Annotated in this window: 21 protein-coding genes; 9 read left to right on the forward strand and 12 right to left on the reverse strand. The window is 41.4% G+C overall.

What is annotated here, in order from left to right; translation table 11 throughout:
- Window positions 1-12 precede the first annotated feature (12 nt).
- From tyrS to NSTC745_RS02605, 4 genes are read left to right on the forward strand one after another with little or no spacing between them, the layout of a single operon-like run.
- Window positions 13-1203: a tyrosine--tRNA ligase gene (tyrS, locus tag NSTC745_RS02590; protein ID WP_445638514.1), complete on the forward strand. Its 1191-nt coding sequence runs from the start codon at window positions 13-15 to the stop codon at window positions 1201-1203.
- Window positions 1204-1217: 14 nt separating this feature from the next.
- The gene (pyrF, locus tag NSTC745_RS02595; protein ID WP_445635747.1) at window positions 1218-1949 is read left to right on the forward strand and encodes an orotidine-5'-phosphate decarboxylase; all 732 of its coding nucleotides are present in this window, start codon (window positions 1218-1220) and stop codon (window positions 1947-1949) included.
- Window positions 1946-2575 carry a hypothetical protein gene (locus NSTC745_RS02600; protein WP_445635748.1) on the forward strand — a complete coding sequence of 210 codons (630 nt, stop codon included), beginning with the start codon at window positions 1946-1948 and terminating at the stop codon, window positions 2573-2575. Before pyrF ends, NSTC745_RS02600 begins: the two co-directional genes overlap by 4 nt.
- Window positions 2576-2598: 23 nt before the next feature.
- Entirely contained in the window at window positions 2599-3051 is a 453-nt protein-coding gene (locus NSTC745_RS02605) for a DUF29 domain-containing protein (protein ID WP_445635749.1), read from the forward strand.
- A gap of 222 nt (window positions 3052-3273) precedes the next feature.
- Here NSTC745_RS02605 and NSTC745_RS02610 read toward each other — a convergent pair whose 3' ends face one another.
- Window positions 3274-3747 (reverse strand): hypothetical protein, encoded by a 474-nt coding sequence (locus NSTC745_RS02610; RefSeq protein WP_445635750.1) that lies wholly within the window; start codon window positions 3745-3747, stop codon window positions 3274-3276.
- A 288-nt stretch (window positions 3748-4035) separates the two neighbouring features.
- On the reverse strand, window positions 4036-4716 hold the full coding sequence (locus NSTC745_RS02615) for a uracil-DNA glycosylase (RefSeq protein ID WP_445635751.1): 681 nt from the start codon (window positions 4714-4716) through the stop codon (window positions 4036-4038).
- A gap of 203 nt (window positions 4717-4919) precedes the next feature.
- On the opposite strand from NSTC745_RS02615, the gene NSTC745_RS02620 reads away from it, so the two are divergent.
- Window positions 4920-5618 carry a phosphoribosyltransferase gene (locus NSTC745_RS02620; RefSeq protein ID WP_445635752.1) on the forward strand — a complete coding sequence of 233 codons (699 nt, stop codon included), beginning with the start codon at window positions 4920-4922 and terminating at the stop codon, window positions 5616-5618.
- Between the two features lie 10 nt (window positions 5619-5628).
- Here the strand turns inward: NSTC745_RS02620 and NSTC745_RS02625 are convergent, their stop codons facing one another.
- The gene (locus NSTC745_RS02625; protein WP_445635753.1) at window positions 5629-5808 is read right to left on the reverse strand and encodes a zinc ribbon domain-containing protein; all 180 of its coding nucleotides are present in this window, start codon (window positions 5806-5808) and stop codon (window positions 5629-5631) included.
- A gap of 849 nt (window positions 5809-6657) precedes the next feature.
- On the opposite strand from NSTC745_RS02625, the gene NSTC745_RS02630 reads away from it, so the two are divergent.
- Entirely contained in the window at window positions 6658-6951 is a 294-nt protein-coding gene (locus NSTC745_RS02630) for a hypothetical protein (RefSeq protein WP_445635754.1), read from the forward strand.
- A gap of 81 nt (window positions 6952-7032) precedes the next feature.
- On the opposite strand, the gene uvrC is transcribed toward NSTC745_RS02630, so the two are convergent.
- A complete protein-coding gene (gene uvrC / locus NSTC745_RS02635) occupies window positions 7033-8910 on the reverse strand; it encodes an excinuclease ABC subunit UvrC (RefSeq protein ID WP_445635755.1) in 1878 nt (625 codons plus the stop codon).
- A 647-nt stretch (window positions 8911-9557) separates the two neighbouring features.
- Between uvrC and NSTC745_RS02640 the strand changes: the two genes are divergently transcribed.
- Window positions 9558-9737: a hypothetical protein gene (locus tag NSTC745_RS02640; protein WP_445635756.1), complete on the forward strand. Its 180-nt coding sequence runs from the start codon at window positions 9558-9560 to the stop codon at window positions 9735-9737.
- Window positions 9738-9755: 18 nt separating this feature from the next.
- Here NSTC745_RS02640 and NSTC745_RS02645 read toward each other — a convergent pair whose 3' ends face one another.
- The 5 genes from NSTC745_RS02645 to NSTC745_RS02665 all read right to left on the reverse strand — a co-directional run bounded on the left by NSTC745_RS02645 (window position 9756) and on the right by NSTC745_RS02665 (window position 14047).
- On the reverse strand, window positions 9756-10178 hold the full coding sequence (locus NSTC745_RS02645) for a response regulator (protein ID WP_445635757.1): 423 nt from the start codon (window positions 10176-10178) through the stop codon (window positions 9756-9758).
- 596 nt (window positions 10179-10774) lie between these two features.
- Entirely contained in the window at window positions 10775-11809 is a 1035-nt protein-coding gene (locus NSTC745_RS02650; RefSeq protein WP_445635758.1) for an NF038130 family PEP-CTERM protein, read from the reverse strand.
- 368 nt (window positions 11810-12177) lie between these two features.
- Window positions 12178-13422: an LL-diaminopimelate aminotransferase gene (locus NSTC745_RS02655; RefSeq protein ID WP_445635759.1), complete on the reverse strand. Its 1245-nt coding sequence runs from the start codon at window positions 13420-13422 to the stop codon at window positions 12178-12180.
- A 110-nt stretch (window positions 13423-13532) separates the two neighbouring features.
- Window positions 13533-13673, reverse strand: coding sequence for a hypothetical protein (locus NSTC745_RS02660; protein WP_445635760.1), 141 nt, complete (start codon window positions 13671-13673; stop codon window positions 13533-13535).
- A gap of 38 nt (window positions 13674-13711) precedes the next feature.
- A complete protein-coding gene (locus tag NSTC745_RS02665) occupies window positions 13712-14047 on the reverse strand; it encodes a thioredoxin family protein (protein ID WP_096536725.1) in 336 nt (111 codons plus the stop codon).
- Window positions 14048-14404: 357 nt separating this feature from the next.
- On the opposite strand from NSTC745_RS02665, the gene ribD reads away from it, so the two are divergent.
- Window positions 14405-15616, forward strand: coding sequence for a bifunctional diaminohydroxyphosphoribosylaminopyrimidine deaminase/5-amino-6-(5-phosphoribosylamino)uracil reductase RibD (gene ribD / locus NSTC745_RS02670; protein ID WP_445638515.1), 1212 nt, complete (start codon window positions 14405-14407; stop codon window positions 15614-15616).
- Between the two features lie 59 nt (window positions 15617-15675).
- On the opposite strand, the gene NSTC745_RS02675 is transcribed toward ribD, so the two are convergent.
- Window positions 15676-15894 carry a hypothetical protein gene (locus NSTC745_RS02675; protein WP_445635761.1) on the reverse strand — a complete coding sequence of 73 codons (219 nt, stop codon included), beginning with the start codon at window positions 15892-15894 and terminating at the stop codon, window positions 15676-15678.
- A gap of 410 nt (window positions 15895-16304) precedes the next feature.
- Window positions 16305-18119, reverse strand: a complete 1815-nt coding sequence (locus NSTC745_RS02680) for a protein kinase domain-containing protein (RefSeq protein ID WP_445635762.1) — start codon at window positions 18117-18119, stop codon at window positions 16305-16307.
- A gap of 142 nt (window positions 18120-18261) precedes the next feature.
- Between NSTC745_RS02680 and NSTC745_RS02685 the strand changes: the two genes are divergently transcribed.
- On the forward strand, window positions 18262-20625 hold the full coding sequence (locus tag NSTC745_RS02685) for an ATP-binding cassette domain-containing protein (protein WP_445635763.1): 2364 nt from the start codon (window positions 18262-18264) through the stop codon (window positions 20623-20625).
- A 111-nt stretch (window positions 20626-20736) separates the two neighbouring features.
- On the opposite strand, the gene NSTC745_RS02690 is transcribed toward NSTC745_RS02685, so the two are convergent.
- Window positions 20737-22434, reverse strand: coding sequence for a protein kinase domain-containing protein (locus NSTC745_RS02690; protein WP_445635764.1), 1698 nt, complete (start codon window positions 22432-22434; stop codon window positions 20737-20739).
- Window positions 22435-22549: the final 115 nt, after the last annotated feature.

Below are 22549 nucleotides of genomic sequence, written 5' to 3' on the forward strand. Positions count from 1 at the left end.
GGATTTTCTGGGATGACGCAAGATATGAATTGGTTGCGTCGTGGTGTAGTAGAAGTTTTCCCACAACCAGCTGATAATAACAGTGAAAGTCTAGAAAAGCGCTTATTAACTACAAACCAACCTTTGAGGATCAAATTGGGAATCGATCCTACAGGTGCTGATATTCATCTAGGTCATAGCATACCAGTACGAAAACTGCGAGGATTTCAAGATGCTGGTCATACAGCAGTTCTAATTATTGGCGATTTTACAGCACGCATTGGCGATCCGACTGGTAAATCTGAGGTGCGTCGTCAGCTTACGCAAGCAGATGTGGCCCAAAATGCCCAGACTTATCTTGACCAAGTACGTCCTATCTTGGATTTTGACACACCAGGAAGATTAGAGGTGCGCTATAACTCCGAATGGCTTTCCCAGCTTAACTTAGAGAAAATTTTGGAGTTACTCTCTACGATGACAGTCGGGCAAATGCTGGCTAAAGAGGGATTTGCTGAACGCTATAAAAAAGAGAATCCGATTTTTATCCATGAGTTCCTGTACCCATTAATGCAGGGTTTTGATTCTGTTGCGGTGAAGGCAGATGTGGAATTAGGAGGAACCGATCAAAAATTTAACATTGCTGTGGGCAGAGATTTACAACGTCATTTTGGTCAAAAGCCGCAGTTTGGAATGCTGCTGCCGATTTTAATTGGCACGGATGGCGTGCAAAAAATGTCCAAGTCTTTGGGTAATTATATTGCTTTATCAGAACACCCAGGGCAAAAGTACCAGAAGTTACAAGGGATTCCCGATCGCCTGTTGGAACAATATTTTGAACTGTTGACGGATTTACCTTTAGACAAATTGCCAGAAAATCCGCGCGATCGCCAAACACTTTTAGCATGGGAAGTTGTCAAACAGTACCACGGCGAAAAAGCAGCCCAACAAGCTCTAGAAGCTGCCCAAAGCGGTGGTAAGGAAGGTGCAGTTCCAGAATTTTCTTTAGCTGGGGTGTCGCAATTTCCTGTGAAGTTAGCTTATCTTCTTAATGTCACTGGCTTGTGTAAAAGTACAGGGGAAGGCAAGCGGAAAATTCAAGAAGGTGGAGTACGCTTAGATGGCGATCGCATTTCTGATGTCGATACCACTTTTGCTGCTGCTGCTGATTTACAGGGTAAAGTTTTACAAGTCGGCAAAAATAAATTTGTGCGTTTAGTGCTTTAGATGGGGAGTAGGCAATGGGGAGTGGCGAATTGGCTCAACAACGAGTGATTGTGGCTTTGGATGTGCCAGACCAAGAAAGTGCGATCGCCCTTGTAGATCGACTTGAGGATGTTACTTTCTTCAAAGTAGGTTTAGAGTTGTTTACCAGCACTGGGCCAAAAATTCTGGAAGTGCTAAAATCCCGGCAAAAGCAGATTTTCCTGGATTTAAAGTTTGATGACATCCCCAACACTGTCGCTGGTGCTTGCCGTAGTGCAGCTCGTTATGGTGTGGATTTATTGACAATTCATGCTACGTGTGGTAGAGAAGCTCTCAAGGCTGCAACAGAAGCGGCACAAGCAGGAGCGGCACAAGCGGGTGTAAAACCACCCAAGTTAATTGCTATTACTTTGTTGACAAGCATTTCCGCTAGACAACTGGCCTTTGACTTGAAGATTCCCTTAGAGTTGCCAGAATACGCTCTAGAAATGGCATTGATGGCGCAAGAATCGGGATTAGATGGGGTAGTTTGTTCGCCTCAAGAAGTGGCACAGCTACGACAAACTTGTGGAGATGACTTTTTGTTAGTTTGTCCTGGTGTGAGACCGACTTGGGCAGACAAAGCCGATCAAAAGCGATCGCTCACTCCAACACAAGCGATCGTTGCTGGGGCAGATTACCTAGTGATTGGGCGTCCCATCACTACTGCTGCTGAGCCTGAGCTAGCTTGGAAGAGAATTTCTGAGGATTTGAGTGCGATCGCATGAAGCCAGAAATCAGAAATCAAATTTATAGCTTGTGGCTCCTAGTTTGTGGTTTCTGGTTTTTAACACCAAATATCTTGCATAACTCAGCATTCGCAAATAATTTTACCCCTAGCGTCTCTTTCCTAGCAGAGAGGGAAAATGCTAACACTGGGGCAAAATCTTTATGTTCTGAGCAAGATTTAGAAACATTGACTACACGGTTATTGCAAGATTTACCGAGTTACACCAACCGCGCTATTCAACGCGCCCGCCGTCGCAGCCGCAGCGCTGACCTATACAGCTATATGCTGGTAGCAGGAAGGCCTGAGTTTACTCCCCTGCCCCTTAACCTTGAAGAATATAGTACAGATGCTCCTGAAAGTTCTGCATCAGGGGTAGAACAAGTTTTTTTTAGCACTTTACAGCGCCAGTATATAAATAAGAAAGCGGTAGAATTACAAGAATTTCACTGGCTATTGTTGACTAAAACTAATAATGGTTGGCGTCTAGTAATGATGTTTTCTCAAATAGGTGCTTATCCAAAACAACAACCACCATCGCCACCACGCGATAGTAGTAATGGTGCGATCGCTCAAGGAGTTCAAGCTTGGTTACGCGATTGTCAAGCGGGGACTGTGCGTCAATAAGCAAATTAGGAGAACATTAAATAATGTCTAAAATACCTACTCAAATTCTTTACGAACAAGATTATCAATTGTGGTTAGAAACTACATTGAAACAATTGCAAGAACGAGATTTAGATAGTCTTGATTGGGAGCATTTGATTGAGGAGATTGCAGCATTGGGTAACGAACAGAAACACAAGCTAGAAAGTTATCTACTGCAACTTCTCAAACATCTGCTTTTGTATCAATATTGGAGTCTGCCTGAGTGTAAAAATCATTGGGAGGTTGAAATTGATAATTTTCGGGTGGAACTTAGGAAACTAACTAAATCTAAAAACCTCTATAATTATTTGCTCGCAGTGCTTGAGGAAGTCTACATTGATGCATTACGACAAGCAAAAAAGAAAAGTAGATTAAATTGTTTCCCGCAAAATTGTCCCTATACTATTGAGCAAGTTTTAGATGTGGATTATTTGCCACCATTTACATATTTTTAACGGTCTATTGACTGGAAAAATTTGGCGTAGGCGTAGCCCGCCGCAGGCATCGCTCATTTTTAGAAAAGTTAGGTTCAAAGTCCACACACTCAGGACGTAGTAAAAATTACTTTGGACGCTTACATAAGCGTGTAAGACCAAAACTGAGTTTAGTTGGTAGAGGCAGTGTTTAGCCCAAGTGTTTCACACAGCAAAGGGCGGTGAGTGTCAATAACTCTCACTTTAGTCCCAGCTACTGCTGCCAGAGTCGCAGCTACTACTGCCAGAGTCATAGCTACTACTGCCGGAATCATAACTACTACTGCCGGAGTCATAGCTACTACTGCCGGAATCATAACTACTACTGCCGGAGTCATAGCTACTACTGCCGGAATCATAACTACTGCTGCCATCACAACTACTACTGCCGGAATCATAACTACTGCCGGAGTCATAGTTGCTATTATTGTGACTACTGTTGCCAGATTCACAGGCATTATCTTTCTCGTAGTCATAGCTACTACTAGAGTCATAGTTACTACTGGGATTATATATCCGAGCATCATCAACAGACCAACTACTGCTACTATCACTAGAAGAATTACTAAAGTTGCCTCTACTATTTTTATGAGAACTGTTTTTAGTAGGTGAAGCAGCACCTTTGATGAGAGCTATAAAACCCAGCACAATTAGTAAAAATACGAGCAAGCTCCACATAATTCCTCTCCTATGCTAATCTTCTCAAGATTAATAAGCTGACGGAAGCTTGAGTATAACTTCACTCGTGTCAACCGTTTTTCCAGATTTCATCAAGCTTGAGAGGTATAAGAAGGAACAGGCAATAGGCAAAGGGCTTGAAAGTCTCTTGGCGTAATGATTTTACCTAATCTAGCTGACGACTGCTGTAGTATCTAAATCTCTTCCCCCATATACGGAAAATTATTTGTATAAAATAGTAATACCAGGGTTTTCTCTTGAAAAGAGTCTGGTAGAAATCCAGTTTCATCACGTGGTTTTTCTAATTTCATCTAACTTGGCACGCACCGCTTGGATGTCCTGCCACATCAGCCATTTTGGGCTACCTCTTTCTTTAGAAGGGTTACGCAGCAAATAGGAAGGATGAAAAATTGGCATACACAAACGTCCTTCCCACTCTAGCCACTGTCCGCGAATTTTCGTAATTGCCCGCTTGTCGCCAGTTAAACCTTTGAGAGCAGTTGCACCTGTTAAGAGAATGATTTTGGGGTCAACTAAGCGAATTTGTTCTAATAAGTAAGGTTTGCAAGCCGTCATTTCTTCGGTAGTGGGAACTCTGTTATCTGGTGGACGGCATTTATTAATATTAGCAATGTATATATCTTCCTCAGTACTCAAATCCACAGATGCCAGAATTTTCTCCAGCAACTGCCCTGATTTGCCCACAAATGGTAAGCCTGTTTCGTCTTCATTTTGACCAGGCGCTTCTCCCACAACCATTATTGGGGCTTTGAGGTTGCCACGTCCGACAACAGCGTGGGTACGAGTGTCTCCCAGAACACAGCGATGGCAGCGATCGCAATGCTGCGCCAGCTCGGCCATTGTGGAATAGGTTCCGGCAGGGATAGAAATCTTCGCGCCTGTGGGAATCAGCTCTCGTTGGTCAAAAGTTGAGTCGTCGAAGAGGCTGAGTTGGGTTTCGCTGCTCATGAAAATTTACGATTTTGGTATAGCACCAGCAGTCTTATCTGATTCAAGCCTGTCTTTGGTTGGGGACTGATTCGGAATATAGACTTCACAAATAGACTTTTACTGAATACTTATTATTTATACAAATCTTATTCTATCAGTTAATTTGAGACAAAATTCAGTCATCATAAAGGCAGTGCCGTCCTAAGACACTAGGGGAAACCATGTCATATACCCCACTTTTTGCCGATCGCATCCATGCGGGTGAAGAATTGGCGCGAGTAATTCACGATCTTTTCACTCAGCAAACTATTGATTCTGGGCTAAAGCCTGTACCAATTGTTTATGCTTTGCCAAGGGGGGGTGTACCGGTGGCAGCACCAATAGCAAGCCTTTTGGGTTGTCCGTTAACGATAGTTGTAGCTAAAAAAATTAGCCATCCAGAAAACCCAGAGTTAGCTATTGGTGCAGTCACTAGTTCTGGAAATGTTCTTTGGACTGAGCAAAAGCTATTTCGCCCCAAACATGATGCACAGTGGCGAGAAGCGGCTTTAAATAAAGCTATTAAGCAAGCTAAGTCTTTGGAGGAGCAATTAATTTCTGCTTGTCCTCAGGTGAATACAAAGAATGCTACGGCAATCTTGGTTGATGATGGCATTGCCACAGGTATGACTATGGCAGTTGCTTCTGCTGCCATCAAAACCCTTTCCCCAGCAGCAATTTGGCTATGTACTCCGGTAGCACCACAAAAATTGCTACCTTGGTTGAATCAATGGGGCGATCGCATAATTGTTTTGAAAACACCGGAACCTTTCTGGAGTGTGAGTAATTTTTACGCACAATTTTCCCAAGTAGACATATTAGAAGTTATCGAATATCTCCAGCAACAAAAAACAATAGCCAGTACAGATTCGTGTGAGTGATTTTCAATTTTTATCTTCTTGCAAGAATTCCTGGGGCATAGGCCTCAATCACTTTGCCAGTGCGAGTGCAGCTAATCATTAAGTAATCACAACTTGGGCATTGTGTCCGAGTTAATTCATTATCAGTAATAAAATAACGCTCCGCGTTGCTACCACAATTTGGGCAGTAAATCTTTTGTACTGTCTGCATTTCAAGACCCCTGGTTCTAAATTATTTTTTATTTGCTAAAACTGCTACCTAAACCAGTAAAAAATTCTGGTTCGACCAAACTTAACAAACTACTGTGAAATTAGCTAATGATTTTAAACAAAATTTCAGGTTTGAAAAATCTTGGATATCTTTATTTTATTATCCTAAAATTTATGTTATTTTATCCTCCTACTTTAGATACATAAATTAAAGTTTTAATAAATTCTGCTTAGAGATTGAGCGATCCCTATGGTTAATGCCTTGAGAGAGACTGGTTTTTAATGATTGTAGACAAACACAAAAAAGCCATTCTAGTATTCAAAAGTTAAAACTCAAGAATTACTGTATCTTTGGTTACAAAATATCTCTCTTAAGATTTAGTTAATGTTTGCCTACAAGATTATAAGATTAAATTCTGTCCAGATAATATTTCATCGAAAGAAACATACGGAGTGGGTACAGACGGTTTAGCCAACCTGCGTAACATCATTTCACTACGTATAAATATTTTATACCTGTATCGAACGAAAAATTCCTAACGTACTTATTCCTGACGCCGTTGGTAATTTCTCCAGAAGTGCGATCGCTTTAATCTTACTCTCACTACTGATGGTGTCCTGAAATTTCTGGCTCGTACTAAAAATCCTTAATTAAACCATATTGCTTTTTAGATACTATTTAACTTAATAATTTCATTGCCAAAATATAATGATAGAACGTACCTTTCTTTTACCTGTTCTCGTTTTCATGGGAATATCATTAAGCGTTTTATTCGCATACTTTGGGTTGAATTATTCAGGATTCTGCTTCGCCAAGATGCGTTATCTAAGCGATGAAGAGAGGTTCCGAATGGTTTTTGATTATCAAAATGCTCGAACAGATTTAGGACGAAGCAGTTACAACTACATCAAATATGAAAGTTTTGATCGATATATCAAAGAAAATCCAGACTGCTGTTCTATCAATCCCGGTGGGTCTTATGAGATTCGACAGGCTTCATTTTTAAATCGGATATTTGGATATGATGCTCCTGATGTCATAGTTATTAAATTCAAAGTGCGTTATTTAGATGAAACCGGTAATAAAAGAGCATTTGCAACGCATTTTGAAAATACTTTACAAAATTGTGGGCATCCCCAATGAGGATTTTCTCTATTAAACAGCAGTAACGTGCAAGCAACAGGTATGAAGCCAATCTAAAATCCTTGCATTATTTGGCTCATATCAAGATGGATGAAAATAATCGTAAATTTCTTGAGCCAAACGCGGGCCGATTCCGGGAACTTCGGCGAGTTGTGCGGTTGTTGCTTGCCGAATATAATCAACGGAGCGAAAATGTCCTAGTAGCTGCTTTTGTCGATGATGTCCTAAACCAGGAATTTCATCTAAACGCGATCGCTTTAATTTATCACTGCGTTGCTGACGATGGAAAGTTACTGCAAACCGATGCGCTTCATCCCGCAGTCGTCGCAATAGCTGTACCCCAGGTTGTTCTGCGTCAGTGGTTAATGGTTGAGATTCTCCCGGTAAAAAAATCTCTTCTCGCTGCTTCGCTAAACTTACAACTCGCAAGTCTTCCAATAAATTCATTTCTTGCAAAACAGCAACAACTGAAGATAATTGACCTTTACCGCCATCAATCATAATTAAATCGGGCCAGTCAGGATTACCCAAACGTGTTAATTGCGGATCTTCGGCATACTTGCGAAACCGGCGTTGGATAACTTCCGCCAGACTGGCAAAATCATCAGAATGTCCGGCTGTAACTGTGGGATTTTTGATCTTGTAGTGGCGATAGTGCTGCTTGGCGGGTAACCCATCGATAAACACGACTTGCGAAGCTACAGCATTTGAGCCTTGGATGTGCGAAATGTCATAACCTTCGATGCGGTGGGGTACATCTGGTAAATCTAGAATAGCCGCTAAATCTTGCATTGCTTGGTGATTGCGATCGCCCAATTTTTGCATTCTTTGTAATTCATACTGGGCATTTCGCTCTACCATCTCTATTAATTCTGCCTTAGTTTGCCGCAAAGGAGCCAAAATCGTCACTTTTCTACCTTTACGTTCAGTTAAGACATCTGCCAATATTTCTGTATCCGGTAATTCATGCTGTACTAAAATTTCTGTAGGTATTTCCACAGAGTCAGCAGTTTGATAATGTTCTTCTAAGGCTCGTTGTAAAATTGCTCCTGGTTCTGCATGAGCATCCGCCACAAACGCCAAGCGTCCCACCAATTGTCCAGCGCGAATTTGGAATAGTTGAATGCAAGCGTGTTGTGCGTCAGCTGCTAAGGCGATGGCATCCCGTGAAACTGTATCATCTGGTAAGGACACCTTTTGGTCGGCTGTCAGTGACTTTAATCCAGAAATTTGATCGCGAATTCGCGCCGCTGACTCAAAATTCAAGTCTTCAGCAGCAGCGTTCATCTGTTGGGTCAAAATATCAATCAACTCTTGAGTTCGACCTTGGAAGACCATCGCGATTTTTTGGACAATTTTGCGATATTCTTCTGGTGAAATCATCTTTTGACACACACCCGGACAACGCCCTAGATCGTAATTCAAACAAGGACGATCTTTAAAAAGCGGTTGAGGTCGTTGTCGCTGAGGAAAGATGCGCTTACACAAACGTAAAATTTCTCGCAACAAACCAGCATCGGTATAAGGCCCATAAAATTTATCCTTTTCTTTACCTAGCTGGCGTTTTCTGGTGATAAAAATCCGTGGATAGTCTTCCGACCAAGTGATGCAGAGATACGGATATTTTTTATCATCTTTGAGCAGCACGTTAAAGTATGGCTGGTGCTGCTTAATCAAGTTGGCTTCCAGCGCCAAGGCTTCGGATTCTGTATCAGTGACGATGAATTCAATTTCCGTCACTAATTTTACCATTGTGGCGATGCGTTCGCTTTTGTTGTATCCATCCCGGAAATAGGAACGCACGCGCGCTCGCAACTTACGCGATTTACCTATATATATAATGCGATCGCTTTTGTCCCGCATGAAATAAACCCCCGGTTCCGGTGGAATTTCCGCGAGACGGTTTTCCAGTCGTTCCGGCTCTTTAACCAGTGGTAGTATTTGAGTGGATATTGTCACAACTAAAATTAAGTAATCTTTCTCTATTTTAAGAAAAATTATCTTTTCTTGCCCATTTTACGAAGCCTTATTAAGTAAATATACTTAGCTAAGCTTCTAGTCAATATTATAGAAGAGTATAAGTTTTCTTGACCAAAACCTCTGCTTGGACTTAGTTATTGTAGCTATGAGTTAACTTTTCAATATTTATTAAAATCAAAACTTTGCTTTTTGAATTTATCTTTTACATCTGATAATTATATTTTAAATAAAAAGTATTTTTAATTTTTTGACAGTGCCAATTTGAGATTTTAGATTAAAAATTATTTCGGTACTCTTCCAAATAAGCAAGCTACATACTCTGCTGCTAATAAACCAAACAAATCTTTTCATTTTAGATTTTAAATCCTCAAACTGCTACCTAGTGTAGTCTGTTTCAACGTACCACAAGCTATTGCTGCTTGCTTTTGTGTAGTAGTATGGCGAGACAGGAGGGGCTAGCTCTCAGCAATCTAAAATTAATTTAGTATGTTAGGTTTATATATTTTTTATCAAACTCACTAATTTGTTGAAGTTTTAATATTAAGCGTATTAACGGATTTAGGAAGTTAAATTTATGCTTATTATTGAAAATATAACTATCTATGATAATTACAGATAAATAAATTATGAATCTGCAAGACTTTGAAGCCCAGTATCGTGAGGCTATAGCCGAAACGCTCAATGAGCTGCAAGCAACAGTTTTATTACTAGCAGAAGTCCAAAATAAAATTTCGATTATTGGCAATTCTGTGCAAAATCTTAGTCAGCGTGTTGAAGAGTTTATCGCTGAGCAAAAAGCAGAGTAAATAATATGGGAAAAAATTTTATCTATGATGACAACTAAACTCTTTTTCAATTGTCACGATTAAATCCTTGAGTTTTAAAGGTTTCACGAAATAGTGGCGTGCGCCCAAACTTAGGGCTAGTTCTTGATCTGCTTTAAAAGCAAATGCTGAAACCACAATAACAGGTATTTTTGCTAAATCGGGTTTTTGCTGGACTTGTTTTAAGAGCGAGTAACCGTCAACATCTGGCAATTTCAAATCGAGTAACATTAAATCTGGCTGAAATTTTTCTATAGTTGAAAAAAAAGTAGAACCTTCTGATAAACTCTGGACATCGTAACCGCAATAACTTAGGTAGTCACTGAGTAACATTCTATTAAGATAGTGGTCTTCGACTAACAAAATTCGTCTAGCTTGATTTGAACGCAATTGGTGATTTATATTCAGTAATTGTGCTGTCATTGCCGTTTATCATCATTTTAAGTTACAAGCCAAATATCGCCAGATGAATTGTGAGATGACTAGAAACCTTGAGTTATCTTATGCAGCTAAAAATTATAATATACCATTTTTAGCTATACTGGTATAATTAAATCATATTGTATAAAAATGAATAATTAATAAAAAATTAAGCTTTTCTTCACAAAGCTTTTATTATTAATTGTATTAAATAATTTGCTATTACGGGAAATGCTTAATAAAGCAGTTTTGATTTATATATTATGGAAAATAATAAAGAGAATACATCATTACGATAAGTAAAAGGCACGATAGCGCAGCGTAAAGCCTTCTCTTTCAAAGACGCTAACGCGTAGCTTGCTTAATAGGGGTACGGCATAGCTTCTCTACGAGACGCTACGCGTAGCTTGCTCGTATTGCAGGGGTACGCTTAGAGCAATTCCACGAGCGTCGGCACAAGGCAAAAGCCAGTTGCTCTCAGGGTTTTAGACTTTTGGATTTTACATTTAATTATGTCTATCTACTTAGTTTGGAGAGAAATATTCATAAAAAAGGGAGCTAATAGCCCCCTAATCATTTATAGATTTACATTCAGTGTCTCAAATAGATGCTTTTTTTAGTTGGCGTCGGGTAGTAAAGACACCAGCAACACCCAGCAAACCAAGTATTACTGATGGTTCTGGGACTGAGCTTGCAGGAGGAGTGGGTGCAGTATATCCTGGCGTATTCCAAGTGTAATATGCACTGTATGAGACACCATCATCGGAGGCTGTAATTCCAGATGCAGTGGGGTTAAAGCTATAAGCGTAGTAAGTTTTACCACCAGTAACTACCTTGGCAATTTCACTAGCTCCGATTTGACCTGAGTAGCCTTTTAATGTCGCTTGCAAGCTGAGTATTTCTTTGAATGATGTTAGTTGAGTTATTAGAGCTGGTAGCGTTGCTTTTACAGAAGCAGGAGTTAGAGAGGAGGTCAGGGCTGCTTGAAGTGATGAAATCTTAGCACTAACATCGGAAACCGTTAGTAAGCTTATATCTTTATTGCCAAACTGTGATTTCACTGATGTAGTATATGCAGCATTAAGCTTCTCAGAAAGTGTTTCTGAGAGTTTAGTCTTAACATCCAAGTGACCAACCAATGTCAGTTGCACACCACCATTTTGACCGAATTGGAAGTTACCAACATTAGGATCTCCCATCCCCAATAAAGGCAGATAACTCGTTACTAATGATTTGGTATTTGCTGAAAACCCATTCCAAACTGACTGGAATGGAGTATAAGTACTTAATAAATCACCCAGCCATTGAGAACTAAAATTATTCCAGTCATCAGCAGTAACACTGGTAACGGTAGCACTGTAATTTCCTTGTGTAGCAGTGAAACCAACGTTAGAAGTAGGATTTTCAGTACTATACCAAAGTTCGACGTTAGAGGAAGCATTACCATCACTCAAGGCTTGGGAAGCAGCTACAGTATTATTTGCGATAAAGCTACCATTCGATCCACCAGTATATGTTTTAATTTCATTCGCGTTGTTGAAACTAAAAGATGTAGCGTGTGCTGGAGCAGTGGCAACGCTCACACCAATAGCCATTGATGCACCAATCACAAGTTTCTGAAAAGTCATCTTCATTTTTTTTAAGTCTCCGTCAGTTTGGAAGTTAAGGTTTAAACTACTGCTGTTTCTAGGCTTGGACTGTCTTGGCTACAGGCTTTTTGGCAATACTGCTGCTTAAAAATACAATTTGTATTGTTAGCCGTTTCTGGTAGCTGAACGTACAAACCCAGTTTAAGAAACCGGGAGACTTTATTGGGTAAAGTTCGTGTTGATTATCAATAAAATGATGACGAATATTTTTCGAGACTTATATGTATCATTACTTAATGATGATGAAAAACCGGGCTAGTTAATATACATAGAAATTGGATTGAAGTTTTAGTATATATACGTAAAAGTGGGATAGCACAGCTGTGCCACCCCATCCAAAAAATGCTTGGCATTCAGTTTGAATTTAGAAACTCAGCCATTCTTTCTACAGCTGTTTCCAACAAAGAAGGCTCATGCACCAAAGCAAAGCGGACATAGCCTTCGCCGGATTTGCCAAAACCCGCACCTGGGGAAGCAGCTACGCCAGTTTGTTTCACCATCTGAGTGCAAAATTCTATGGAGTTTTGGCTCCAAAATGAAGGCAACTTTGCCCAGATATACATTGTGGCTTGGGGAGTGGGAACATTCCAGCCAATGCGGTGTAAAGCAGCAATGAAAGCATCACGGCGCTGCTGGAAGGTAGCGACGGCAGTTTTTACCCCAATTTGAGGGCCACTCAAGGCAGCGATCGCCCCATTTAAAATTCCCCGATACTGGTTAAAATCAACAGCTGCTTTTACCTGGCGTAAAGCATTAATTAACTGGGCATTGCCGATGGCATAACCAATGCGGAAACCGCCCATATTGTAGGACTTGGAAAGGGTAAAAAATTCAATTGAAATGCTTTTCTCTGGATCGGCTTGCAAGATAGAAGGGACTGGGGATTGGGTATTGGGGACTGGGGATTGGGAAAACTCTTTCCCAGTCCCTAGTCCCCAGTCCCCAGTCGCTGTAAATACCAAATCTACGTAGGGGAAGTCGTGAACCAAGGCGAGATTGTGTTGCTGACAGAAGGCGACGGCTTCTTGGAAGAAAGATAAAGGAGCGATCGCAGCTGTGGGATTGTGGGGATAACTTAATACCATCATCCGCGACTGAGCCAGGACTGGGGCGGGAATATCAGCAAACACTGGTAAAAAACCGTTTTCTTCCTTTAATGGCATTGGGTAAATTTGCCCGCTTGCGAGGTAGACTCCTCCAGCATGAGACGGGTAACCAGGATCGAGCAACAGAGCAAAATCTCCGGGGTTGAGCAATGCTAAGGGTAAATGAGCAGTACCTTCTTGAGAACCAATCAGGGGTAGCACCTCAGTTTGCGGATCGACTTTGATACCAAATTTTTTTTCGTACCAGTTGGCTGCGGCTTCGCGAAAGCCTTGGGTACCGTTAAATAATAGATAGCCGTGGGTAGTGCGATCGTGAAGAGATTGGGCGATCGCCTCAATAATATGTGCCTCGGCTGGTAAATCAGAAGACCCCAAAGACAAATCAATTAGCTGTTGTCCAGCAGCCAAGGCAAGTGCTTTGGCTCTATCCATATCAGCAAATACATTAGATTGTAGGGGTTGTAAACGTTTTGCAAACTGTATATTAATCATTGGTCATTAGTCATTAGTCGTTAGTCCTCTGTTACAAAGTTACGATGGTCGGAAACCTCCGCTCATACTTTGCGCTTAGTCACTAGTCACTAGTCATTAGTTATGAAGTTCTATATCCTTCTATGTATGGAGACGCTTTTGCTGGCTTGCTTCTCCGTAGGAATACGGTATAGCAAAGCCAGACGTTCGCGCACACAGCGAATCGCTACTCTATCACAGGAAATCCGATAAGAAACTTTGCGCTTTGTCATTTGTCATTGACAAATGACCAATGACTATTGACTAATGACTAATTAGTATCTAAATGCTTGGCTAAAAGGCTGAGTAATTTATCTTTGCCGATGACTCCCTCAGTAGATTCTAGTAGTTTTTCTCCTTGAATTAGCCTGAGGGCGGGGACTCCTTCCACTTGGTACTGTTTAACCGTAAGTGGGTTGGGGTCAATTTCCATTTTAACGACTTTGAGGCGATCGCTATAAGCACTGGCAGCTGAGTTAATCATGGGCGACATTAATTGACATGGCCCGCACCAGGAAGCCCAAAAATAAACTAATACAGGCTGCTCGGCTTTTAACACTTCGGTTTCAAAATCGGCATCAGTTATGGTGATTACAGCCTTACTCATTGCAGTCTCCATCAGGTGGCGATCGAAGTTGGCACACACAATACTCTATCCCAAACTGAGTCCTGAGTCACCGAACTTGTGACTTGGGCAACCGTGAAGTTCTAAAGTTATTGCCCAGTGCTGAGAAAATAGTACAAATCCTTGTAGGGGCACAATACTTATGTACTTCATTCAAATGAGAATTAGTTATAGATTCAAGCTAGAGTGAAATGTAAATATTACAGGCTGATGCAAGTTAAAACAGCTAAATAATAGCGCCTGGATATCACTCTGTTTAATTATCAGGAGCAAAGCGCGATTCTCTTGCCAAGAGGCTGCGCCCATGTGTGCAGAATACTTACAGTGTTGCCTAAAATTATGGATAATTTCCCAGTGGTCGCTCAAGCGGATGCATCCCTACCCAATTACCCTCAAGAAAATACATTTCTCATGCGGTCTAATACCGATTCGGGTTCACCGCCGAAAGAAAAAGTAGGAACTGACCTTGACTCTCGCATGATGCTGCGGTGTTTGGAACTTGCTCGCCGCGCCTTAGGGCGTACTTCACCAAATCCACTAGTGGGAGCGGTAATTGTCAAGGATGGCGAGATTGTCGGGGAAGGATTTCATCCTCGTGCAGGTGAGCCTCATGCAGAAGTGTTTGCCTTGAAAGCAGCAGGAGTTCGGGCCCGAGGTGCAACAATCTACGTCAGCCTGGAACCTTGCAATCACTACGGACGCACTCCCCCTTGTTCGGAAGCCTTGGTTAAAGCAGGGGTGGCAAAGGTGGTAGTGGGTATGGTCGATCCTAATCCACTGGTGGCTGGAGGAGGTATTGCTCGCTTACGTGCGGCGGGGATTGAGGTGTTGGTAGGAGTAGAAGAAGAGGCTTGTCGTCAGCTAAATGAAGGTTTTGTTCATCGCATTCTCTACAAACGACCTTTGGGTATTTTAAAATATGCCATGACTTTAGATGGCAAAATTGCTACTACGTCTGGTCACAGTGCTTGGGTAACAAGCCAAGATTCCCGCACTGAAGTACATCAGTTGCGCGCGGCTTGTGATGCTGTCATTGTCGGCGGTAATACAGTACGACTGGATAATCCTTATTTAACTAGCCATCAGGTGGGGGCACATAATCCCCTGCGGGTGGTAATGAGTCGCCGTCTTAACTTACCGGAAAATGCCCACCTATGGCAAACTGTGGATGCTCCAACTTTGGTGTTGACAGAGGAGGGTGCTAACCCTGATTTTCAAGAGGTGTTGCGGAAACTTGGGGTGGAGGTAGTGGAACTGACATCACTGACACCAGATCGAGCAATGGCGTACTTGTATGAACGGGGTTTTTGTAGTGTGTTGTGGGAGTGTGGTAGTACTTTAGCTGCTAGTGCGATCGCTCAAGGAGCAGTGCAAAAAGTCTTAGCGTTTATTGCCCCAAAAATCATTGGAGGTAGCATTGCTCCGACGCCTGTCGGCGATTTAGGTTTTACTACTATGACTCAGGCACTGTCTTTAGAACGCGTTCGTTGGCGTGTAATAGGCTCAGACTGTTTAGTGGAAGGTTATTTTCCCCAAACTAGTCGAGCTTAAGAAAGAATTTGAATTCTGAACTGGTGAATTCTGAATTCTACAATTTAGTGATTTTGCTCTTATCCACACTGACGTTCGCGAGCAAGATCGCGTATGAGTGCTAGCCGAGATTGAATGTAGTGGCTGAGAAAATCAGTTTCGTTGGAATTTAACAAAATTTGCGTTTCTGTTTGTTTGACCAACCACTGCACCAAGCTAGCATCATCAAGTTGTAAGAGGATCTTAGCTTGGGCGGTTTCAACCACAGACCAAAGCTGACGCATAATTATAGGAGTCATCAGACCTCAAAAGAATCATTAGCTTAGCTGTTTTCAGATTACACAATTTCGATCGCACTTTACGACATGAATGTGGAAGCTGAGACAAGTATTATTAAAAACTTAATAATGGTATTTATAACTTTATGATGATTCAGAATTGAAAATGGGCATTGGGCATTGAGCACTTGTACTGAGGGCAGCCTTTGGCGCAGCCTCTCGTAGAGAAGTATTGAGCATTGGGCATGGTAAAAAGAGAGTTTTATGAGTTTATTCCCAAAATTTAGAACAGAAATTTACTAATCTTAAAAACCTAGTTTTTGTGTTTAAGAAGACTGAAATTCTGTTAATTTTTGCTCAAAAGACTGGGTTTTTAACTCTAATGTTGAATATTGTATCTGTCTTATAGGATACAAAAATTAAATTGAAAATTAACATTTTTTACCTGTAGATGGATTTACAAAATCATGTAAATCTTCATCCCAAATACTAATGTAAATAAAATTACATTCTTGGCGAATAATCTGGCCTTTAACTGAGCCATTTGTGAAACTAAAATTATCAGACTGGCCCTGCTGTACCTGTTTAAGCCCCTGCTTAATCTCTTCAGTAGCTTGGCCGTTCAAAAGTCGATTTAAAGTAGACTCCATTAGCTGTGGTTCCACCGAATCGGCAAAAGATACCTCGGTTTGGCGCAGTGCTTGAGAATTGCGATCGAATAAGTAGCCAAGGTCTATTTTGTTTGGTACAAGTTTGTAAACAACAGCGCGGGTATTACCCCACGCACCTCTTAAATCTTTCCTTGGTTTGCCGAGGGTAGCTTCTACAACATTTCTGGATGTACCTGTGGGAAATGCCGGAACGTCTTGCTTGCTAACAGTTGCAGCTAATTTACTGCGGGGCTTTTTTTGTGGTGTGGGAACCGGAACCTGATTCTCTGGTTCTGGCTGTGGTGTTGATGTTGCTACTGGTGTTGGAGTCTCTAAAATTACAGGCTCGTTTTCTGGCTGTGGCCTAGATGCAACTGGGGGATTAAAAGTTGGTATGGATTCAGGAGTTACTTGTGGCTGTGGTAGTGAGGTGGGTACAACTGGGGCTGGAGAAGTTTGGGAAGAAACTGGTGGATTGGTAAATGTAGGAGTGGGCACAGATTCTGGTGATGGAGTGGGACTTGTGGCAGTGGTTGTCTGTAGTTGTTGCTGGCGAGTCATGCCAGAAATTGCGACTGCACCAATTAAGCTGCCTATCAGCAAACTACCAAGAATCACAGCAGGTTTTTGCCAATTTCCAGGCTTAGAAGATCCATTAATAATTGGAGCTTTTTGGGGGGAAGATATCGCTTCTGTTTGTCGAGTTGATTTCGCAGGAGGGGATAAGCTGATTGTGTTAGCAGTTGTAGGTGGCTGTGGAGAGATATAACTAGCAGACTGCAATGCATATAGCATTTTACTAGCAGTACTATAGCGATCGCCTGCATGAGGTTTTATTGCCTGATTGAGTACCGCCGCCAATTGGGCAGAGACATGAGGCGTGTGCTGCTGCCAAAGGATTTCGCCAGTTTGCAAATCTGTTAGTAGTTCTTGGGGATGTTTGCCAGTCAACAGATAAATTGCTGTTAAGCCCAAGCTGTAGATATCTGTGGCGTAAACTGGACGCCCAACGGCTTGTTCGCTGGGCATATATCCAGGGGTACCAATGACGAGCGATCGCGTGGGGTGTCCTGGGGAAATCACTACGGAACGAATTGTTTCTTTGACTGCACCAAAATCAATCAAAACTGGCTTGCCATCAACAGAACGGATAATAATGTTCTCAGGCTTGATATCCCGGTGAATAATCCCTTTGCTGTGGACATAATCCAAAACTGACAGCAGACTCAAGAGGATCTCCCGCACAGCAGTCTCACTCTCAAATCCTTTGGCTTCAATGATTTTTGTCAGAGTTTGGCCGTGAATCCATTCTTGGACGAGGTAAAATTGCCCATTCTCAGAAAAATAAGCGTAGAGTTTGGGAATTTGGTTACAACTTTCACCCAAATATTCCAAGGTTGCTGCTTCTCTCTTAAACCGTTCTTGGATTATTTGGTAGGTTTGCGGGTCATTATTAGTTATCGGTTTGAGTTGCTTAATTACGCAGCAACGCCGAGAAGGCATGTGGGTGTCTTCTGCGAGTAAGGTTTCGCCAAACCCACCAGCACCGATTACCTGGATAACTTGATAGCGATTGTTTAGCAGCGTTGTTGTCATGAAAATTTACAAGCGTGCGCCCTTTCTCAATGTACCTTAGATATTTTCCTTATTTTGGGTTCAACCTGCTATATCTCATGACAAGATTCTGCTAAGAATCTATCTAAACTTTAGTCAAACATTTTGAAAGCAACTTAAGTTTATGAGTGCAGGCATAAATAGTACAAATGTAAATTCTTATTTAAAACTAGAAAATAAAGGAATAATCTTATACTTTGAACTCAAGGAGCAACAACATATATTGGGGCGCGATCGCACTTTTGCCGATCTGGTTGTGCCTATAGATTGGCAACTTGTAGGCAGATATCAAGCTCTGTTACGCAAAGATGGTGAAGACTATCGCATTTATGACGGAGATGGTGTCAAACCCAGCACCAATGGGCTTTATATAAATCAGATCCGCATAACTCCAGATGGCTATAGCCTCAAAAACGGCACAGAAATTCGCATTGGTCAGAACTCTCAAGACCAGATTGTACTGACCTACCATAATCGAACCCAACCCTCAACTAACAATACACAGCAATTACAAAGGGTTTCTCTGAAAAATCGGTCAGTTTTACTAGGCCGCGATGTCAACGCTACTTTACCTCTGGAAGCGCCTACTGTTTCTCGCCGTCACGCCACAATTGATACAGACGCTCAAGGGCGTTATATTCTGCGCGATTACAGTACCAATGGTGTTTTTGTTAATGGGCAAAAAGTCAATGGTACTGCTGTATTGTCAGCAGGAGCAACAATTCGCATCGGGCCATTTACACTCGTGCTGCGTGGCGATGAGTTACAAATACTCGATCGCGGAAATAAAATTCGCTTGGATGCTTGCAATCTAGTAATCCAAGATCGAGACAAGCGGCGATTGGATGATATTTCTATACCCATTGAACCCGGACAGTTTGTCGCCTTGGTGGGAGGAAGTGGTGCGGGGAAGTCAACTTTGATGCGGACGCTATTGGGAGTTGAGCAAACAACCCAAGGTGTAGTTTATCTAAATGGGGAAAATTTGCGGAAAAATTTCAACATGTACCGCACGCACATTGGTTACGTACCCCAAGATGACATTATTCACCAAGAACTCACCGTGTCTGAAGTTCTCACCTACGCCGCCAAGTTGCGACTACCGCCAGATATTGATGTGACTCAGGTGGTGGAAAAGACTTTACAAGATGTAGAAATGTCCCATCGTCGGGATGCTAAGGTGTCTGAACTGAGTGGAGGACAGCGGAAGCGGGTAAGTATTGGGGTGGAATTACTAGCCGATCCGAAGTTATTTTTCTTAGATGAACCAACCTCTGGACTCGATCCGGGATTGGATAAAAAGATGATGCAGCTGTTACGTAAATTAGCCGATCAGGGACGGACGGTTATTTTGGTGACTCATGCAACGACGAATATTAAATTGTGCGATCGCGTTGTGTTTCTCGGTCGAGGAGGAAAGCTATGTTATTTTGGCCCTGCTGATGAATGTTTACAGTTTTTTGGCGTTAAAGATGATTTTGCGGATATTTATAATCAGCTAGAAAAACCAGAAAACATCATCGGCCAAGCTAACAAATTTCGGCAATCGGATGATTATCGACGCTATATCGATAATCGTCTCAATTCTGGCACTCAATTACGAGAGTCAAATATAGTAAATAATCACAGTCATGGCATTTCTTTTTGGGAACAGTTTAAGATTTTAGCCAAACGTTACTTTCAAATTCAAAAGCGCGATCGCGTGAACCTTGCTTTAGCACTTTTAACAGCACCCATTAGTATTAGTTTAATGACATTCGCTATCCGAAATCAAGACCCTTTAGTGTTAGGAGAACAACCAGATCCGACTCTTGCACCTTTAGCTTTGCGTGTCTTATTCGTATTTACTTGTGCTGCGTTATGGGTAGGACTTTCTAGCTCATTACAAGAAATTGTCAAAGAGTCAGCGATTTACCTGCGAGAACGGCTGGTGAATTTGGGTTTATTTGCTTATCTTGCTTCTAAAGTCGCAATTCTTTCAGTTTTAGCAGGATTACAAACTCTGTTAATGACAGCGGTAATTTTTCTATTTTTTAAATCCCCACAACCAGAATTAATTTCTTGGCAATGGGGATTAATTATTACTACATTTTTGACACTTGTAACTAGTTTTAGTCTGGGTTTATTTGTTTCAGCATTTGTCAAAAATACTAGTCAAGCCAATAGTGCTTTACCTTTGTTGCTGCTTCCTCAATTTATCTTTTCTGGCGTTTTGTTCAAAATGGAAGGTATTGCAAGTAAAGTTTCTTGGTTAATGCTAAGTCGTTGGTCAGTGGGAGCTTACGGTACTTTGGTTAATCTCAATCAGTTAGTTCCCGAACCGATTAAACTACCTGACGGTAGTACACTTCCCCAACCATTTGAACCAACACCTGTTTATGAAGCAACATGGTCTAATTTGAGTTTGAATTGGAGTATTTTATGTTTGCACGCATTTATTTATTTAGCTATGACGTTTTATTTGCAAAAGCGAAAAGATATTTTTTGAAGAAGAATTCAGAATTCAGAAGTCAGAATTCAGAATAAAAAACTTGCTGGTTGAAATTAGGCAGTTTCCAGCCGCTTTCAATTAATTTTAGATTCTTTATCGAATGTAATTCTACTTTGCGCCAGTTATAACCCATCTACTATTTCCCTCGTCCCATAAAAGAAAGAAACGCACAGAACTAGGCGCTTCTTTGCCATTTTTCAGAAAGTATCTCAATTGAGCATTAACTGTGGCTGTTTCTGAGTTATTTTCTATTAAACTCACTTGCTGAACATCTACACTTTCTACTTGTCCTCCCCACCAATCAATATAAGAAAGATAACCTTTGGGGTGAAGGCGTTGATTATTTTGATAGCTAGGAGATAAAAGATTCCAAGCTTTTTGATATTCACCATCATTAATAGTTTGATAATAACCTTCCACTGCTTCTTCTGGTGAAGGTCGATTAATTTGTTGTGTTGAGGTAGGCTGTTGAACAGATGGTGTAGTTTGTTGCACAACTGGAGTATCAACAGGCTCTTGAACAGGAGGCGTAGTTTGCTGTGCAACTGGAGTATCAACAGGTTCTTGAACAGATGGTGTAGTTTGTTGTGCAACTGGAGTATCAACAGGCTGTGGAGAACTTACCGATGGGGGGACATTTTTGTCATTACTATTTGTTGAAAGTTCAGTTGATGAAGGCGTATCTGCTATTGGTTGATTTGATTTATTAAGAGCAAAACCAATAACAATAGAACTACCAATTAAACCACCGGCAATTAAAAAACCGAGAAGGATTCCCTTTTGTCCACTCTTGTTTCCAGTATTTTGATGGGTAGGTTGACTGCTAGAACCTGGACTGACAGCAACTGTATTTTGTAGTGTTGCAGGAGGTTGTACGTTGGCTACTGGTGGTTGATTGTAAGGTACTGTTGGCGCTACTGGCGGTTGATTGTAAGGTATCGTTGGCGCTACTGGCGGTTGATTATAAGGTACCGTTGGCGCTACTGGCCCAAATTGCAAGGCGTCTAGCATTTCTCTGGCTGTGACGAAGCGATCGCGTGGATGGTAGGCGATCGCTCGATCTATCACCCCTGCTAATGTAGGACTGATACTCAAAGCATGTCTGTGCCAAATAATTTCTCCAGTACGCGAATCTGTCTCTAATTCTTGTGGTTGTTTTCCAGTGAGAAGATAAATTGCTGTCATTCCCAAACTGTATAAATCGCTTGAATAAACTGGTCTACCTGCGGCTTGTTCGCTTGGCATATATCCCGGCGTACCAATGACAATCGAACTCGTAGGTAATCCTTGCGAATTCACCACTGTTCCCATTGATTCGCGGACAGCGCCGAAATCAATCAGCACCGCTTTATGGTCTCGATGGCGCAAAATGATGTTATCTGGCTTGATATCTCGATGGACAATGCGCTGATTGTGTACTTGTTCTAGTACTGGTAATAAATTTATTAATATTTCTCTGACGGCGCTTTCACTTAATAAGCCTTGTTCTTGGACTTTCGCTGTTAAAGTATCACCTTCTATCCACTCTTGAACCAAGTAAAATTGCCCATTTGATTGAAAATAAGCATACAGGGTGGGAATTTGGTTACTTGTACCACCTAAGTCTTCTAAAATTGCCGCTTCCCGCTGAAATCTTTCTTGTACTAACTGATAAATCTGCGGGTTGTTTTGAATTGGTCTTAGCTGTTTAATTACACAACGGCGGTTGGAAGGCATTTGGCTATCTTCCGCTAAGAAAGTCTCACCAAACCCACCGCTTCCTAAAGTCCGAATAACTCGATAGCGGTCGTTTAGCAGTGTTTCCATAAATTAGTACTAGTAACTATAAGTTTGTTTTGTGGTATTGTTTTATCTACTTTAGTTGGTATCTGATTTTTTTTTCTACCAGCAATATAAATATTACTAAATATAATACCCATGA

Source organism: Nostoc sp. DSM 114161, from assembly GCF_052692665.1.

Coding starts and splice junctions, on each gene's coding strand:
- tyrS (WP_445638514.1), top strand. CDS start 13: ATGACGCAAGATATGAATTGGTTGCGTCGTGGTGTAGTAGAAGTTTTC.
- pyrF (WP_445635747.1), top strand. CDS start 1,218: ATGGGGAGTGGCGAATTGGCTCAACAACGAGTGATTGTGGCTTTGGAT.
- NSTC745_RS02600 (WP_445635748.1), top strand. CDS start 1,946: ATGAAGCCAGAAATCAGAAATCAAATTTATAGCTTGTGGCTCCTAGTT.
- NSTC745_RS02605 (WP_445635749.1), top strand. CDS start 2,599: ATGTCTAAAATACCTACTCAAATTCTTTACGAACAAGATTATCAATTG.
- NSTC745_RS02610 (WP_445635750.1), bottom strand. CDS start 3,747: ATGTGGAGCTTGCTCGTATTTTTACTAATTGTGCTGGGTTTTATAGCT.
- NSTC745_RS02615 (WP_445635751.1), bottom strand. CDS start 4,716: ATGAGCAGCGAAACCCAACTCAGCCTCTTCGACGACTCAACTTTTGAC.
- NSTC745_RS02620 (WP_445635752.1), top strand. CDS start 4,920: ATGTCATATACCCCACTTTTTGCCGATCGCATCCATGCGGGTGAAGAA.
- NSTC745_RS02625 (WP_445635753.1), bottom strand. CDS start 5,808: ATGCAGACAGTACAAAAGATTTACTGCCCAAATTGTGGTAGCAACGCG.
- NSTC745_RS02630 (WP_445635754.1), top strand. CDS start 6,658: ATGGTTTTTGATTATCAAAATGCTCGAACAGATTTAGGACGAAGCAGT.
- NSTC745_RS02640 (WP_445635756.1), top strand. CDS start 9,558: ATGAATCTGCAAGACTTTGAAGCCCAGTATCGTGAGGCTATAGCCGAA.
- NSTC745_RS02645 (WP_445635757.1), bottom strand. CDS start 10,178: ATGACAGCACAATTACTGAATATAAATCACCAATTGCGTTCAAATCAA.
- NSTC745_RS02650 (WP_445635758.1), bottom strand. CDS start 11,809: ATGAAGATGACTTTTCAGAAACTTGTGATTGGTGCATCAATGGCTATT.
- NSTC745_RS02655 (WP_445635759.1), bottom strand. CDS start 13,422: ATGATTAATATACAGTTTGCAAAACGTTTACAACCCCTACAATCTAAT.
- NSTC745_RS02660 (WP_445635760.1), bottom strand. CDS start 13,673: ATGACAAAGCGCAAAGTTTCTTATCGGATTTCCTGTGATAGAGTAGCG.
- NSTC745_RS02665 (WP_096536725.1), bottom strand. CDS start 14,047: ATGAGTAAGGCTGTAATCACCATAACTGATGCCGATTTTGAAACCGAA.
- ribD (WP_445638515.1), top strand. CDS start 14,405: ATGGATAATTTCCCAGTGGTCGCTCAAGCGGATGCATCCCTACCCAAT.
- NSTC745_RS02675 (WP_445635761.1), bottom strand. CDS start 15,894: ATGACTCCTATAATTATGCGTCAGCTTTGGTCTGTGGTTGAAACCGCC.
- NSTC745_RS02680 (WP_445635762.1), bottom strand. CDS start 18,119: ATGACAACAACGCTGCTAAACAATCGCTATCAAGTTATCCAGGTAATC.
- NSTC745_RS02685 (WP_445635763.1), top strand. CDS start 18,262: ATGAGTGCAGGCATAAATAGTACAAATGTAAATTCTTATTTAAAACTA.
- NSTC745_RS02690 (WP_445635764.1), bottom strand. CDS start 22,434: ATGGAAACACTGCTAAACGACCGCTATCGAGTTATTCGGACTTTAGGA.